Below are 15,373 nucleotides of genomic sequence, written 5' to 3'. Positions count from 1 at the left end.
GGCTATTCCAACCGCCGCTGCTCGGACTCACCATCCGGGGCATCGTCGAGGGCGATTCCGACCCGCAGACGTTCATTCCCTACTTGCTTGCTCTGCATGATGACGGCAAGTTCCCGTTCGACAAGCTGATCACCACGATGCCGTTGGCCCAGATCAACGAAGCGGTCGAGGCCCAGCACCGCGGTGAGGTCCTCAAGGCCGTGCTGACACCCTGATTCGAGTTCTGAGACAACAATGACGAACAACAGGCGGCGACGGGCAACCACCGTGGCCACTGCGCTCCTGGCCGGCAGCGCCGTGGCCGCGGTGGCTACACGTGCCCGGCGCGAGCACCGGCGACCCCGCGCGATGATCCCCGTGCTGGAACTGACCCCTAGCCACCGCGGTGGCACCGGAACGCCTCTGCTGTTGCTACACGGCATCGGCGCCATCTGGCGGGTCTGGTCGCCAGTACTGGCACATCTCGAACCCCACCATGACGTGATCGCGCTGACGCTGCCCGGCCACGGCGGCGGCCCGCCACTGGATCCACAAACTGCGCCCTCGATCCAGGCCTTGACCGACCGCATCGAGGACGATCTCGACCAGCTGGGTCTGCAGCAAGTGCACATAGCCGGCAATTCCCTGGGCGGGAGGATCGGAATCGAGCTCGCGCGCCGCGGGCGGGCGCGATCCCTGGTGTTATTCAGCCCCCCAGGGGCCTGGCGCTCACAGCGCAGCATTGAGTTACGGGCAACCGGGGTACGGCTCTCGCTCGGCGCGCTCAGTCGCTACGCGTCACGCGCCGACGCGATCGCGGCAAACGGGGTGCTGCGCCGATCACTGCTGGCCGGTCAGGTCGCGCACCCGGATCGCGTCCTACCCGAAGCGCTGGCGGCTTCCATCCGGGCAGGGGGCCTGGCGCCGGTAGTCGCGCCCCTACTTCGGGAATTCCCGATTCAGCAGGTAAAGCCCCTGCCAGCTGTTCGGGACTACCCCGTCCGGCTGGTGTGGGCCGGCCAGGACCGGGTGTTGCCGTTCGACGGTTTCGGCGCGCCGATGCTAGAACGGCTGCCCGGGGCGGAGCTGATCCACCTTCACGGCGTTGGACATGTCCCGATGTCCGACGACCCGGCCGCGGTCGCGAGGCTGATACTCGAAGTGACAAACGCCGTGGACCACCCAGCAGTGTCAACCGAAATGGGCGATCACCATGCCTAACGCCGACGACGACACGCTTGCCTCGTGGGGAGGGGGACAAGACCTCAGCGCGTGGGAAGCATTGATGTGGCGGACCGGTGGCGACTACCGAACCCGGTCGACCGGTGTCATGGTCGAGTTGCTCGACACCGAGCCCGACTGGGATCGATTGGTGGCCGCCCATGATCGGTTTACCCAGCGAGTGCCGCGGCTGCGGGAACGGGTCGTCGAGCCGGCGGTGCCCCTGGTTGCACCGGCATGGTCACCCGACCCGCATTTCGACCTCGAGTACCACCTACAGCGAGTGCGGCTACCGGGCGACGGGTCAATGGCCGAATTGCACGATCTGGCAGCCCAATTCGCTGCGCGCCCGCTAGATCCCGAGCGTCCACCCTGGGAGGCGCTGCTAGTGCTGGGCATAACCGAAGGTCGGGCCGCCTACCTGTTCAAGCCGCATCACAGTTTGAGCGACGGAATCGGTCTGCTGCAATTGCTGGACCTGGCTCACGGGCACAGCCAGGATCCCGGACCGGCCGACGACCGGCCGATGCCCGAGCCGCGACGAGCGGAATCACCGGAGGGCCTCCTGGTAAACCGGTTGGCAGGCAAGATCGCCGGTGCTCCCGCGGACGCGCTGCGCGAGACCGTCCGCCTCGCCGGCCGGTTTGTCGGCGATCCCATCGGAACAACGAGCGACGCCGTTAAATTCGCGATGTCGCTGCGGCGCGTGCTGACACCGCCAGACACACCCCATTCCCCGGCGCTGACCGGCAGTGGATCAGGTTATCGGCTGGACACCTTCGACGTCGCGTTCGATGACCTGAAAGCGGCGGGCCGGGCTGCCGGAGGTTCGGTCAACGACGCATTCCTGGCTAGTCTGCTCGGCGGGGTACGGCGCTACCATGAAAAGCTTTCTCTTTCAGTCGATTCCATGCCCGTGGCGATACCGGTGAGCCTGCGCACCGACGCCGATCCGATGGGCGCCAACAAGTTCGCCGGCGCACGATTTGTCGCACCGGTCGGTGAAGTCGATCCCGCAACTCGTATCGCCGCCATCCACGACTTCATCGCCGATGCGCGCATGGAGCCCGCGCTCGGATTTCTCGATCTCCTCGCGCCGGTGTTGAGCCGCCTACCGGGGATTGTGCTCTCTCGCATCGCCGGTGGGATGACCGGACTTTCGGACCTGCAGGCTTCTAACCTGGGCGCGATCGGTCGTCCGCTGTATCTGGCAGGTGCACGGGTGACGCGGGTATACCCCGTGGGACCCCGTCCCGGCATCCCCGCCATGGTGGCGATGTTGACTTACGACGGAACCTGTTGCATCGCAGTCAACTTTGATCCAGACGCCATCGTCGACGCAGCAGCATTCTCAAGTTGCCTACGCGAAGGTTTCGACGAGGTGGTTTCCCTCGCGGGGACCACTTGAAGCGAGTGCGTGCAGCCGGATGAACGAACAATCACAAGTGGCGGAAGGACTTAAATCATGAAATTTGATGACGTCGTCGCAATCCTTGATAAGTCGGTTGGCGGACCAGAGGCCGACGTCGCCTCGCACGGTCCCTTCTGGCGTGGCGTCACTCGAGACCGCTTTGTCGACATGAAGGTCGGCGGACGCAGACTCGTGAGCCTCGGCGATGGGGCGAACTCAAATCTGGTGTTGTCGCTGAAAGGCGAAGCACCATTTGGCTCGGACCTGGACGACCCTCCAGCGGGAGCCGTGACGCCCGCCATGCCCGCATACCTCGATCCCATGCCGGCGGATGAAATCAAGGCCATCGAGCAGTGGATAAACGACGGGTGCCCGGCCGACTGAGCGGCTCCGAACTGCGTATTTGAATGTCGACAAGCACCGATTACCCCTAACGCGGGAGAGATGACCCCCCGTCATGGTGACGCACAAAGAAGGCACGCGCAGTGAGACTTGAATCACCAGGACCCCTCGTCCGGTGTAACGAGGCGGTACGGGCACCCAAGAACACAGAAAGAGGACGTCCATGACGACCGCGCAGCAAGCCGAACCGGCAGTTCTTCCCGAAAAAATCGCCCGGCAGCTTGTCCTGCCCGAGGGCCATGCCGACCTCGCGGCGTTGTATGACGCTTACAAATGGATGCGCAACAACATGCCCGTGGCGAAGGCGGTAGTCGAGGGCTACGACCCCATCTGGCTGGTCACCAAGCACGCTGACATTCAGGAGGTCGAAAGTCTGTCGGAGGTCTTCGCGGCCGGCGGCGGCGTAGACAGCCCCGGTTCGCACAACCCGATCTTGCAGAACGCCGCGGGTGACGCGTTCACCAAGCAACTCCTCGGGGGTAGCTTGCGCATCCTGGACGCACTCCCCTACATAGACCCACCCGAGCACACCCAGGCCAAAAACATGGCCTTCAACTATTTCAAGCCGCCGTCGGTCAGAAAATTGGAAGACCAGATGCGCCAGCTCGCCGGAGAGTCCATCGACCATCTCAAAAAGCTCTCGGCTCGCGGAGAAATCGACCTCGTCGACGACTGGGCGCTGGGCTTCCCGCTGCACGTGATAATGACGCTGCTAGGGGTGCCGCCCGAGGACGAGCCGCGGATGATGGCGCTCACCCAGGAGTTCTTCGGCACCGCCGATCCCGAGCATCAGCGCGAAGACGTCGAGGCCCTGACCCCGGAGGCGATGGCCCAACAGTTCGCCGCCACCATCCAGGACTACTTCGCCTACTTCGACACCTTGGCCGAAGACCGCCGCGCCAATCCTCGCGACGACCTGGCCACGGTGGTCGCGTGCGCAAAGCTAGCCGACGGTGAGTACTGGCCCAAGTCCTTCGTGTACGGCTGGTACACGGCGATCTTCACCGCAGGTCACGACACCACCTCAGCAACCCTGGCCGGCACACTGAAAGCTTTGGCCGAGAACCCCGATGTCCTGGCCCGGGTCAAAGCGGACCCGAGTCTAGTGCCCGACCTCATCCAGGAGGGCTTGCGATATGTGGCACCGGTCAAACACTTCATGCGCGTCGCGCTGAAGGACCACACGTTGCGGGGACAGACCATCAAGGCCGGTGACCGGGTGATGCCGCTCTTCCAGTCGGGCTGCCGCGACGAGGACGTCTTCGACCACCCCGACGAATTCGACATCGATCGCAAGCCCAACAACCACCTGGCGTTCGGCTTCGGCGCGCATACCTGCGTCGGCCAGCACCTTGCGAAGCAAGAACTGAAGGTGATGTTCGAAGAACTGCTGCCCCGTGTGGAATCGATCGAGATCCGCGGACCCGGCAGTGTCACGCAGACCAACTTTGTCGGCGGCCTAAAACACTTGCCCGCCAAGATCACAATCTCCTGAACAGGCGAGATCTCCATGACCACAATCGATTATCCGCAGCTCTACATCGGCGGCACGTGGACCGCGCCAGCTGGCCATGACACCATCGGCGTCCATTCTCCGGCCACCGAGCAGCGCATCGGTTCGGTACCCAGGGGCACCGAATCCGATATCGACTCTGCTGTCGCAGCAGCCAGGACGGCGTTCGATGCCCCCGACGGCTGGTCGACTTGGGATCCCAAGGAACGCGCCGATGTCCTCGAACGATTCGCGGTGGAACTGGAAGCCCGCGGAGCTGAAACTGCAAGACGGGTGTCGATGCAGAACGGGATGCCGATCTGGCTTGCGCATCAGTTCGAGGCTGGCTTCCCACCGCTGCTGGTGCGTTACTACAGCGACCTGATGACGAGCGCACCCGTTGAGGAGTCACGTGCCGGCATGCTCGGCGGCGTTTCGCTGGTGTCCAAGGAGCCTGTCGGCGTCGTCGGTGCGATCGTGCCCTGGAATGTCCCCCAGGGGATTACGTTCCTCAAACTCGCACCTGCGCTGGCCGCCGGCTGCACGGTTGTCCTCAAACCGGCCGAGGAAACCGTGCTCGACGCGTTCCTGATGGCCGAGGCCGCAGCCGCGGCAGGTCTACCCGACGGCGTCGTCAACGTTGTTCCCGGGGGTCGCGAAGTGGGCGCGTACCTCGTCGAGCACCCAGGCGTCGACAAGGTGTCGTTCACCGGCTCCACCGTCGCGGGCCGTTGGATCGCCGAAGCGTGCGGGCGTCTATTGCGACCGGTCACCCTCGAACTCGGCGGCAAGTCCGCGGCCGTCATCCTCGACGACGTCGACCTGGCAGCCTCCATCGAGTCCTTCTTTGGGTGCACGCTGCTCAACAACGGTCAAATCTGTTGGCTCAACACCCGGGTCCTGGCTCCCCGCAGCAGATACACCGAAATCGTTGACACCATTACCGATTTGGCGCGCTCACTGAAAGTGGGCGATCCGCTCGATCCTGAGACTAAGATCGGCCCGCTGGTTTCTCAGCGTCAGCGCGAGCGCGTCGAAGGCTACATCGCCAAGGGCAAGAGCGAGGGCGCCCGAATGACCACCGGCGGTTCGCGCCCATTTGACCGAGGGTGGTTCCTGGAACCCACAATCTTTGCCGACTTGGACAACAACGCGACCGTGGCGCGCGAAGAAATCTTCGGGCCGGTGCTGTCGCTGATTCCCTACTCCGACGAGCGCGAAGCCGTTGCGATCGCCAACGACAGTATCTACGGGCTAGGTGGCTCGGTGTGGTCATCAGATCCCGAACGCGCGACCAACGTCGCCCGCCGCGTTCGCTCGGGAACGGTCGGGGTCAATCACTACGTCAATGACCCTGTCGCCCCGTTCGGCGGTATCAAGCAAAGCGGCATGGGACGCGAATTGGGTCCGGAAGGGCTGAATGCGTTTCAGGTGTACAAGACCATCTACCTGCCGCCCCCGCCGAGCGCTGGTTAAGCGCAGGCAATACGACTGGCGTCGAACTGATTTCGTGCCACGATCGGAGCAAGTCAACAATGTCTGCGCCCGCCATCACCACGCCCGGTGCCAACGTACATGAGTTCACATCAGATTTGATCGTTCGACGCCGTAGCACACCGGCAGGAGGCGTCGTGGTGCTCGACCTTGCCCATCCAGAAAACGAAGACCTGCCGCGCTGGGAACCGGGAGCCCATATCGACTTAATCCTCGACGACGGGTTAACGCGCCAATACTCGCTGTGCGGTGACCCCCACGATTCGAGTCTGTGGCGCATTGGAGTCTTGCTCGATCCCAACAGTCGCGGCGGCTCGCGCTACGTTCACGACATTCTCAACGAAGGTGCCACGGTGCGAGTACGAGGCCCGCGCAACCATTTTCCGTTAGTTGATGCACCACATTATCGGTTCATCGCAGGGGGCATCGGTATCACACCGATCTTGGCGATGCTCGAAGCCGTGCAGCGAGCAGGGGGTGACTGGACATTGCTGTATGGCGGACGGACCAAGGCCTCCATGGCCTTCGCGGAGGACCTCGCCAACCGCTATGCCGAGCGGGTAACCGTGTGGCCACAGGACGAACGCGGTCTTCTCGACCTGGAATCGCTTTTCAAAGAGCCCGAAGACAATACCTTGGTGTACTGCTGTGGACCCGAGGCATTATTGTCTGCGGTCGAGCAGCACTCCACTCACTGGCCGGCGGGGATCCTTCATATCGAGCGGTTCGCCGCCAAAGCGCCGACCGCTGAGGAGGCGGCCGAAGCGCTCGACCAGTTCGAGGTTGTATGCCAGCGGTCAGGGTCGAACTTCGAGATAACGTCGGACCAGTCAATTTTGGAAGTCCTTGAGGAAGAGGGCATTCCAATTCTCGGTAGCTGCTACGAAGGTGTCTGCGGTACGTGCGAAGCGAGGGTTCTGGAGGGAACACCCGACCACCGCGACTCGGTGCTCACCGATGCCGAGAAAGCTGCCGGCGAAGTCATGTTGATCTGCGTGTCGCGTTCTCGCACCGAAAGGCTGGTGCTAGACCTGTGAAGACCGTTAAGACCAATTACCCACGGAAGTGCTGGTACGTCGCGGCCACCTCCGACGAGATCGGGGCATCGCCGCTCGGGCGTCGCCTGCTCGGCGAGGAAGTCGTGCTGTGGCGTAGCGGCAACGGACACGTCAACGCATTCGAAAATCGTTGTGCGCACCGGGCATTCCCGCTGTCGCATAGCACGGTCCAAGGCGATCAACTGGTGTGCGGTTACCACGGATGCACCTACGATACTGACGGCAAGTGCGTTTACACGCCCGCCCAACCCCAAGTCCCGACGGGCATGAGGGTTCGGGCCTTCCCTGTTCTCGAGCAGCCACCATTCATCTGGATCTGGCTAGGACCACCTGCGGCCGCCGCGGGCAGCCAACCGCCGCACATGAGGTGGATCAACGACCCTGGGTGGGCGACGTTCGCGAGCACCTGGCAGGTGAACGCCAATTACATGATGGTGCATGAACATTACCTGGACTTCAGCTATGCTCCGATCCTCCACAGGCGTGACGTGCCTGAGGAGATCAGTAGCATGCCGGCCTTCAACGACGTTGAAGTCACCGAAACCACTGTGTCCTACACTCGACTCCTACCGGATGCTCAGCTCACGGACTGGGAGGCCGACGCCACCGGGCTCGACCGCGGGCTTACTTATAAGCGTCGCGAGAGCGGTACGTTCGTCTCTCCGGCTGTGCACCGCCAATATTGGGAGATCACCGCTGCCGATGGCGAGTTTTACACCACCACCCGAACTCACGCCATTACTCCCGAAACGGAGACTTCGACTCATGTGTTCATGCAGGGATCGCGTGACTACAGACTCGATAGTGATGCGGTGACCGCTCGGCTCGCATCGTTCCTGGCTGAGGTTTCTCAACGCGATACCGCCATCCTCGAGATGGCGTCAAATCACTCGGGCTACGACGGTTGGAGAGGCGGCGTGGAGTTTCAGGCGGACGCCGCTGCCTTGCGCGCGCGTCGCATCGTTGGGGTCATGTTGGCGAAAGAAGCGGGCCGGTCGACGATACGCCCCGGTCTCGCCCCGAGCAGCAGGAAGGACTCGCTGAGTCCGCTTCAATCCGCAAAGGGTTGAGGAGCCCGCCAATTCACCTCAACCGCGGAGCATTTCGATGATGGCGCTGAAGTCCTTGTCGGCGTTGGCCGTTGCGAAATTCGCGTAGATGTCGGCGGCGTGGCTACCCAGTGGCGCGGCTGAGCCGGTCGATCTGACCGCATCCATCGCCAGCCCGAGATCCTTGTTCATCAGCGCGGTGGCGAAACCAGGTGTGAAGTCGTTGTTGGCCGGCGAGGTCGGCACCGGGCCGGGCACCGGGCAGCAGTTCCCGGTCGCGCCGGTGATCACGTCGAACAGCGACTGTGCCGACAGCCCGAGCTTTCGGCCAGACAGCGACAGCGAACTCTGCATGCGTCGCCACCGCCCAGGCGCGAGCCTCGGCGATGATGGCTTCTCTGGCCGCTGGTGGCGAGGCCGCGATCTGCTGATGTGTCTGGAACTCGATCGATTAGAGGCGATCGATCAGCTCGTATCGTGATGAAGCTTTAATTATCAGACTCGATCGTCGCGGGCTCGGCGGGTAGTGGGCGCCGCCGCCGCTGCCGCCAGGAGATCCTGCAGCTCGGGGATCGATGCAAACTCATGTTGGGCCAAGGCTGGCAACGTCGGCGGCTGGAGAAGGATGCTGCCATCCTCGTTCTCCCGCATCAAGTACCGCGTATATGGGTGGTTGGGCAGCACCACCCCACCATCACCATCGGTTTCGATCACCACGGGTTCCCACACGTCGGCAATATATCGGACTAGCGGCCACTGGCAGCAGTCCCCCGCAACCGCATTAACGCACTGCCGCGCAGGATTAACCCTCAACTGAACTCGAACGCCGACTCGGCTAGCGGCGCAGCAGCGGCGGTTGGCCGGTAGTTCCTACGGTGCGGCGTCAGCTCCGCGGCAACGCGACAGGTATTCGGTCCAGACATCCCCAAGTCGACGAGCCGCCGCGCCGCCGCGCGCCGCCTCGGCCGGGCGACACTAATCCCATCGGCCAACGTACCGTCCACACAAGGTGCTTAGCGGTGCTAAGCAGACCTAACGTGTCCAAACACGCGTCCATTAAGCATGAAACGGCTGGTGTGTGGGCGGCGAGACCGCGGCTCAAACGCATCCTCGCCTTCCAGCCGGTAACGGGCCACCAGCCGGCTGATCCAGCCCAGCCACGGGCCCTTTGTGAAATTCGCCCCAGCCCAGTAAACGTCCCTCCGCGGCTGCTGCGGAGTCCTCGCTCACGAACAGTGCATCGCCACCTGATGTCCGGGCTGCTGATTGCGGCATGCGATCTGCTGCGGCATCGACCTGGGCCTCGTCGGCGACGTCACAACCGATCGGCCTAGCACTGGGCCCGATGTCGGCGGCGACTGTCTTGGCACCGATTTCGTCGAGGTCAGCCACGACAACGGATGCTCCGGCCGCGGCGAACCGCTCGGCGATCGCACGTCGAATTCCGCTGGCCCCGCCGGTCATGACGACAACTTGACCTTCATGAATTGTCATGTGCTGCTACTCCTCAACGTTGACGGACTTATCCGGAAGCTATACGAAAACAAAATGTTTCCGTATAGCATGCGGAAAACCCGTTCACCGAAGACCGGATTTGGCAGAAGGAGTTGTGCCGTGGAGGCCGTGCTAGCTGATTCGACACAGGACCTCACTCCCGCCTGGTTCACAGCAGCCCTACGCGAAGGCGGTGCGATATCGACTCGAAACCGAGGTCGCCAGGCCGAAGCTGTCGCCAGCGTGATTCCCGACGAATACATCTGGGACTGCAGCGCGATCGGTACGGTCACGAGTGTGTGAGCAACCTGCAGCGGTTCATCGATGCGCGCGCCGACGAGATCGTCGCCTATGGCTCGACTCCCGCACAAAACGCCGAGCGGGTGGCCGCGTGGCGTGACCGAGCACGCTGACAACGGCGGGCGCCGCCGGCCCGGCAGACCGGCGCTGCTCACCAGCGAGCGCGTAGCTCGCGCAGCCTTCGAATTGGTGGACGCAGAGGGAGCCGCGGCGCTGACAATCGCGCGGCTTGCACGCGAACTCGGAGTCGGACCCATGACTATCTATGGCTATGCCGAGTCCAAAGACGCGATCGTAGCCATGCTCCCCGACCTGCTGCTGGAGAATCTGCCATCGTTTGACCTGCGGCGGCGCTGGGACACTGCACTGGAGACGGTCTTCCTGGCGATCTACCGACGTTTTCTCGACCACCGCAATGTCACCCAAGCCATCGCCGAGCAGCCGGTATTCGGCCATGCGCAGGCGGAGATCGTCGAATACGTGCTGGACCGGCTCGACAGGGTGGGTTTCACTGCAGAAGAAGCGTTCGACCTGCAGCGCACGCTCGCCACCTACACTCTGGGCTTCGCTCTGTTCGCGATCGTCGAGACCCGGGCAGGCACCGAGCGACCACGCGCAGCCTGGACTCATGAGTTGGACGAAGCCGAATTTCCACATGTAGCACGCATTTCCGGACAGTTGGGTGCCGAGATCACCGAGGATCAGTACCTTGCCGGCCTCCGCAGAATCCTCAGAAGATAGCCCACTTGCCCGTCTCGGACGGCGCATTCCCAACCGACCGAAGTATCGACTTCGCATTCCGAGGGTCAAATTTCGAGGCCACCTGCGTCACGATCGACGCTGATGCTACGGACGACATGAGCAGCTGCTCGTAGCTGGTGGGGAGCGACTTGGCCCAGTTGCGGTGTTCGCGCCAGACCTCGTGGCGGGCGGTGCGGCGGTGGCGTTGCCGGGAGAGCAGGTCTGCGACCTCGGCGGGCAGGTGCTCTGGTGGCGTGCGTTGGAAGTGATCAGGCATCGTGCGGGGGCGGTCGTCGTGGCCCAGGATTGCCGGAAGTGGTGCGCGGCGCTGTAGGTGTTGCCGCGGCGGCGCAGCAGGTGGGTCTCGGGGTCGGTGATCGGCGGGGTGTGTTGGTGGTCGGCCTCACCGGTGACGGGTTGGTAGAGGAACGCTTCGTTCGACTGACGGCCGCGGGTCATCGCCACATACGCCATCGCGCGGGAGGAGTGCCCAGCACCGCGATCGCGGTCTCGACGGGCTGTGTTGTAACTCCCGATGCAATCAGCTCCGCTGCAAGGTTTGCATCGGCCGGTGTCGTCTCGGTTTGCGCTGAGTCCTGCCCCCTATGCGCCGGATCGGGTTGTGTCGATACAGATGTTGGCACCCGTCCGATAGTCGTTGCGGGCCGCGCATGAGTGAGCAAGGCTGCGGGGATGCATCGTCTGCGGCGGGAAACCTCTGACGGTTGAACACATATTCAGATCTCCCTGGAAGGTCATGCTCGTCATCCCGCAGGGCAAGCGCCAGCTCTACCAGGTCAAGGCTGGCGGCACCGAACGGGCGCGCAGCGACCCGCTTTTCGGTCTTACAACCAAGTCCGTGTGCGCGAACTGCAATAACGAAGGGATGAATGACCTGGACCTCTGCGTGGAGAAATGGGTCATGAACCCAGAGACGCTCGAATCGGGCAGCACGCCAACTGACTTAACTCGTTCGCTGCGCTTCCTCGGCCTCTTGGTGTGGGATGGCGTACTTCACCAGGCACACCGATATCGCGAAGATCCAGCCGCCGAAGATCGCCAACCCCAGCCACCAGGCCAGTAGTCCGTTCCAGGCCAGCACGCCCGTTTTCGCGAGGCAGTTCAGGCCGCCGGGCAGAAAGCACAGTGCAGACCAGAAGCTCAGGTACGCCACCCATCTCGGGAACACCGGGGTTTCGCGACGGTCCTGCAGGATCGCCACGCCCAGCAGGATCGCCTGAAGCATGCCGGTCCACGGCAGTGCGATGAACATGATCGACGCCAGGTCGTGAATGCGGTAGGTGAAGCCGGGATCGATCTTAGGCCGGAACGCGGCGGCCTCCCACATGATGCAGGGGATGTAGAACTCGACCAGCAGCATCACGCCCAGTAGCGCCTGGCTCAATGCCAGCGGCGCGAGCTCGCCCTCGATGCGGCGCATCTGAATCGAGAGCGCCGCCGACCACGGCGCCAGCAGTGTGACACCGGCACCGGCCACGATGATGCCGAACTTGATCCGGGTGTTGCGGTCGACGTAAATCTGGACGATCTCCTGCATCGATTTGTTCGGCCCCGGCGGTGGGACGAAGCCGGCCATCACCCACATACCGATCAGCAGGATGACCATGCTCACGATGCCGCCCCAGGCCATCCAGCGCTGATTGACCGCGCTCATCGCGCTCCCGCCAGCAGGTTCGGGCGCTTGACGCCCACCCGGTCGTAGACGTCCTGCGGGACGCCGTCCTCGGACTTATAGATGTTGAACCGGCAGTGCCCGGTGATGTGGCCGTCCTTGATGCCCGGCTCGACGAGCAGGAAGTAAGGGCCGCCGTTCTCCAGCACGTACTTGTTGGTGCCCGGGCAGTGCATGCAGTAGACCGGCATCGCGTCGACGCCGAAGCTCTCGACGGTGGGTCCCTTGACCATTGGCAGGTTCTTGGGCTCCGCGTAGGCGCCCTCCTCGATGAGCCGGCCACCGCTGCCGCAGGGCTTGGTGTCGAAGCAGAATCCGGCCTCGTCCTCGAGCAGCTCGTATTTCATGCCGTGCTGGTGGAACAGCGTGGCCAGCCACTGCACCTGGTCGCGGTAGGGCATCGCGTCGATCTGGCCGAGCACCGCGCCCATCGTGGGCAGGTTGTAGCACTGCTCCACCGAGTCCCAGCAGTGCTGCACGCCGTGGGTCTCCAGGATCCAGCCAGTCTGCGCGGTGATCAGGTCGCGGCCGAAGTGATGCCCCAGGTACCACTCCGTCTTCGAGAGCATCAGGTGACGACGGGCGCGGTCCACGTCACCGGCGTCGAGGGCCTTCACCGCCAGCGCGCAGGCCTGAAAGCGCATGGCCTCGCGCTCGTCGGCGTCGAACAGCAGCGCGCCGGAGACGTCGAAAGCCGCGCCGATGCGGGCGACGTCACGCTCGACGCCGAGACGCTCGAAGACCTGAGTGGGAACGTCGAGAGGGTTCTTGTAGATCGTCAGGCGCAGCGGCTCGCCGCCTTGGCCGTCGGCGAAGACGAACGGCGGGTAGCCCAGCCACTCACAGCACAACCGCTCGATGGCGGTGCTGAACACGCGCAGGTCGCCCGTGCCGGGGATCTCGTCGGCCCGGTTGCCCGCCCACTGCGGCGAGACGAGCACGATCGTGTCGGCGTCCTCCTCGAACGCGGCGAGCTGCGCGCCGTCCATCCGGAAAATCATCGCGATGGACTGCACGGCTTCCCGCGAGACGCCGTTACGGAACCATTCGGCCCAGGGACGGGCGATGGTCCGCAGGGATGCGGGCACCGACGTCTCCAGCGCCTCGGCGCCGAACTCACGCTCGATGTATCCCAAAGTCAACGTGTTCCACAGCGTGTAGATATCGCGGGTGGAGAAGTGCAGATCAACCGAGGCCGCGGCGATCTCGCGGGCTCCGGCGAGGTCGCCGCGGTCGAGTGCGGCCGCGGCGCGATCGCCCGGGGCGGTGGCCAGTTCTTGCAACTCTGACTTGTCGAAAACCAAATCGGACATGGGCTATCTGTCTCCTAATCGTTGGGTGGACGTTCTGCGGCCCGCACGATTCCGTCGAGCAGGCCTGAGATTCCTTGTTTGAGCGCCAGGCCGAGGACCAGCCCGAGGCCGGGTATCGGCAGGGCCGGGGTGGACTTGACCGTGTAGGTGATGTGCGTTCCGGTCGGTACCGCCACCAGGTCGACGGTGCCTGTGTGATCGCGGACCGGTAGGCCGGACCGCAGGGCGTAGACGAACCGGGTGGGTCGCTCGAAGACGGTGACCTCCTCGGTCTGCGTTGGACCGATGAGTCCGACACGCCTGATCGCACCCAGGCCGTTGGGGTCCGGGCTGCCAGGCTTCTCCACGACAGAGATCCGCATCGCCGACATCTCCTTGTAGGCCGCGTGGTCGGTCAGGCGGTCGAAGACGGCCTCGATCGGCGCAGTGGTGGTGCGGGTCAGGGTGAAACTGATCATGGTTGCTTCTGTTCGACCATGCCCGCGGCGAGGTGGCCGGCGTAAAGTTCCTTGAGTCCGAAGGCCTGCACCGGTCCCAGTGCGCCCGAGCCGGTGACCATGCCGCAGGCGGCGCGCTGAGCCCCCCAGGCGGTCAGATCTGCGGTCAGGTCGTAGACGTTCGGTCCGCGCAGCACCACTTCGGCGAGCACATGGCCCGACCGCGAATACGCCAGGGCCGCAACGTGAGTGCCCGCCCTGGCAAGGGTCGCGGCGTCGGGCCCACCGGTCGAGCCGCGGGCGACGATGCCGTTGAGGGCGCCGAGCACCCTGGCGGCGCCGGGTATCGGGGCCAGCCGGCTGACCTGGGCCACCACCGGGGTCGCCGAGCCGAGCCCGCCCTGGTAGACGTCGACGGTGGCCAGCCCCGGATAGCTCAGCGGCAGAGTGATCGCCTCCGAGGATCCCAGCGTCATCGCCGGTACCCGGTGGCCGGCGACCTCCCAGGATCGGGTGCGCGCGCCGCAGCGTTCGGTGAGCAGCCGGCCGTCCCGCCACGTGAAGCCCGGCGACATCAACACACCCACCGCGGACGCCACGGTTCCGCCGCTGAGCGCGCCCTGGGTCGAACCGGTCAGGAAGTAGCCGATATCGACGCGGTCGACGACGTCGTGCTCGTTGCCGCGCTCGATCGCCAGCGCACCGGCCAGATTGCCCGGCGCGTAGTTGAACCCCATCGCAGTGACGAGCGCGCCCCTGGCGGTGGTCGCGGCCGGATCGGAGAACACCCGCCGCACGAACGGCGCCTCGCCGGTGGTGTCCAGATAATGGGCGCCGGTTTCGATCGCGGCCGTCAGCGCGATATCGCCGACCTTGATGAACGAACCGACGGTGCTCGCGAGCACATCACCGGGTTTTAGCAGCGCGGTGATCGTGCGCGGATGATCCAGGCGCACCACCGCGGTCGTGCAGCTGCCGCCCAGCTCGTCGGCCAGCTCGGCGAGTGCGGACCCGGAGCGGCCGGCCAGCACGGTCTCGGTCTGACCGGTCGCGAGCCGCTGCGCGATTAACCGGCCGGTGTAACCGGTGGCGCCGAGCAGGACGATGCGTGTCATGAGTGGCGTGCCATCAGATCGACGCGGCCATCAGTCCGCCGTCGACGGTGTAGGCCACGCCTGTGACCCACCCGGCGTCGTCGGAGGCCAAGTGCAGCACCACCTTGGCGATGTCGTCAGGCTGGCCCAGCCTGCCCTGCTTCTGCTCGAAGTAGGTCTGCGCCGACGAACCGG

General features: G+C 64.3%; 16 protein-coding genes and 2 pseudogenes. 10 read left to right on the top strand and 8 right to left on the bottom strand.

The features are described from left to right. From WAN02_RS11165 to WAN02_RS11130, 8 genes and pseudogenes are all read left to right on the top strand, one after another. Positions 1 to 215 (top strand): annotated as a pseudogene (locus tag WAN02_RS11165) (NAD(P)-dependent alcohol dehydrogenase); the annotation flags it as partial. Positions 216 to 267: 52 nt separating this feature from the next. After that, positions 268 to 1,200 (top strand): alpha/beta fold hydrolase, encoded by a 933-nt coding sequence (locus WAN02_RS11160; protein WP_422264227.1) that lies wholly within the window; start codon positions 268 to 270, stop codon positions 1,198 to 1,200. Beyond that, positions 1,193 to 2,608 carry a wax ester/triacylglycerol synthase domain-containing protein gene (locus tag WAN02_RS11155; protein WP_422264226.1) on the top strand — a complete coding sequence of 472 codons (1,416 nt, stop codon included), beginning with the start codon at positions 1,193 to 1,195 and terminating at the stop codon, positions 2,606 to 2,608. Before WAN02_RS11160 ends, WAN02_RS11155 begins: the two co-directional genes overlap by 8 nt. Before the next feature lie 57 nt (positions 2,609 to 2,665). After that, the gene (locus tag WAN02_RS11150; RefSeq protein ID WP_422264225.1) at positions 2,666 to 2,995 is read left to right on the top strand and encodes a hypothetical protein; all 330 of its coding nucleotides are present in this window, start codon (positions 2,666 to 2,668) and stop codon (positions 2,993 to 2,995) included. 181 nt (positions 2,996 to 3,176) lie between these two features. Next, positions 3,177 to 4,508, top strand: a complete 1,332-nt coding sequence (locus WAN02_RS11145) for a cytochrome P450 (protein ID WP_422264223.1) — start codon at positions 3,177 to 3,179, stop codon at positions 4,506 to 4,508. Between the two features lie 15 nt (positions 4,509 to 4,523). Further along, positions 4,524 to 5,981, top strand: coding sequence for an aldehyde dehydrogenase (locus WAN02_RS11140; RefSeq protein WP_422264222.1), 1,458 nt, complete (start codon positions 4,524 to 4,526; stop codon positions 5,979 to 5,981). A gap of 59 nt (positions 5,982 to 6,040) precedes the next feature. Continuing rightward, entirely contained in the window at positions 6,041 to 7,036 is a 996-nt protein-coding gene (locus tag WAN02_RS11135; protein WP_422264221.1) for a PDR/VanB family oxidoreductase, read from the top strand. Beyond that, a complete protein-coding gene (locus WAN02_RS11130) occupies positions 7,033 to 8,127 on the top strand; it encodes a Rieske 2Fe-2S domain-containing protein (RefSeq protein WP_422264220.1) in 1,095 nt (364 codons plus the stop codon). The genes WAN02_RS11135 and WAN02_RS11130 overlap by 4 nt, the downstream gene beginning before the upstream one ends. Before the next feature lie 18 nt (positions 8,128 to 8,145). Here WAN02_RS11130 and WAN02_RS11125 read toward each other — a convergent pair. The 3 genes and pseudogenes from WAN02_RS11125 to WAN02_RS11115 form a co-directional block, all read right to left on the bottom strand. Beyond that, positions 8,146 to 8,430 (bottom strand): annotated as a pseudogene (locus tag WAN02_RS11125) (NAD-binding protein); the annotation flags it as partial. Between the two features lie 171 nt (positions 8,431 to 8,601). Beyond that, positions 8,602 to 8,835: a hypothetical protein gene (locus tag WAN02_RS11120; protein ID WP_422264219.1), complete on the bottom strand. Its 234-nt coding sequence runs from the start codon at positions 8,833 to 8,835 to the stop codon at positions 8,602 to 8,604. 369 nt (positions 8,836 to 9,204) lie between these two features. Next, positions 9,205 to 9,600 carry an SDR family NAD(P)-dependent oxidoreductase gene (locus tag WAN02_RS11115; protein ID WP_422264218.1) on the bottom strand — a complete coding sequence of 132 codons (396 nt, stop codon included), beginning with the start codon at positions 9,598 to 9,600 and terminating at the stop codon, positions 9,205 to 9,207. A gap of 396 nt (positions 9,601 to 9,996) precedes the next feature. Here WAN02_RS11115 and WAN02_RS11110 point away from each other — a divergent pair, with 396 nt between their 5' ends. Together WAN02_RS11110 and WAN02_RS11105 are read left to right on the top strand one after the other, a co-directional pair. Next, positions 9,997 to 10,641, top strand: coding sequence for a TetR/AcrR family transcriptional regulator (locus tag WAN02_RS11110; protein WP_422264217.1), 645 nt, complete (start codon positions 9,997 to 9,999; stop codon positions 10,639 to 10,641). A 163-nt stretch (positions 10,642 to 10,804) separates the two neighbouring features. Continuing rightward, entirely contained in the window at positions 10,805 to 10,975 is a 171-nt protein-coding gene (locus WAN02_RS11105) for a hypothetical protein (protein WP_422264216.1), read from the top strand. A 630-nt stretch (positions 10,976 to 11,605) separates the two neighbouring features. Here the strand turns inward: WAN02_RS11105 and WAN02_RS11100 are convergent. The 5 genes from WAN02_RS11100 to WAN02_RS11080 form a co-directional block, all read right to left on the bottom strand. Further along, the gene (locus WAN02_RS11100) at positions 11,606 to 12,316 is read right to left on the bottom strand and encodes a hypothetical protein (RefSeq protein WP_422264215.1); all 711 of its coding nucleotides are present in this window, start codon (positions 12,314 to 12,316) and stop codon (positions 11,606 to 11,608) included. Further along, positions 12,313 to 13,647, bottom strand: coding sequence for a hypothetical protein (locus tag WAN02_RS11095; RefSeq protein ID WP_422264214.1), 1,335 nt, complete (start codon positions 13,645 to 13,647; stop codon positions 12,313 to 12,315). The genes WAN02_RS11100 and WAN02_RS11095 overlap by 4 nt, the downstream gene beginning before the upstream one ends. Before the next feature lie 14 nt (positions 13,648 to 13,661). Further along, the gene (locus WAN02_RS11090; protein ID WP_422264213.1) at positions 13,662 to 14,105 is read right to left on the bottom strand and encodes an SRPBCC family protein; all 444 of its coding nucleotides are present in this window, start codon (positions 14,103 to 14,105) and stop codon (positions 13,662 to 13,664) included. Beyond that, the gene (locus WAN02_RS11085; protein ID WP_422264212.1) at positions 14,102 to 15,199 is read right to left on the bottom strand and encodes a saccharopine dehydrogenase NADP-binding domain-containing protein; all 1,098 of its coding nucleotides are present in this window, start codon (positions 15,197 to 15,199) and stop codon (positions 14,102 to 14,104) included. The genes WAN02_RS11090 and WAN02_RS11085 overlap by 4 nt, the downstream gene beginning before the upstream one ends. 13 nt (positions 15,200 to 15,212) lie before the next feature. Next, positions 15,213 to 15,373: SDR family oxidoreductase (locus WAN02_RS11080; protein ID WP_422264228.1), on the bottom strand; the 161-nt coding region annotated here is incomplete at its 5' end.

Source organism: Mycobacterium sp., assembly GCF_049281135.1.
In the GTDB taxonomy this organism is placed as follows: domain Bacteria; phylum Actinomycetota; class Actinomycetes; order Mycobacteriales; family Mycobacteriaceae; genus Mycobacterium.
Note: the sequence above shows the minus strand (reverse complement) of the source record. Positions and strands in the feature narration are given on the sequence as shown.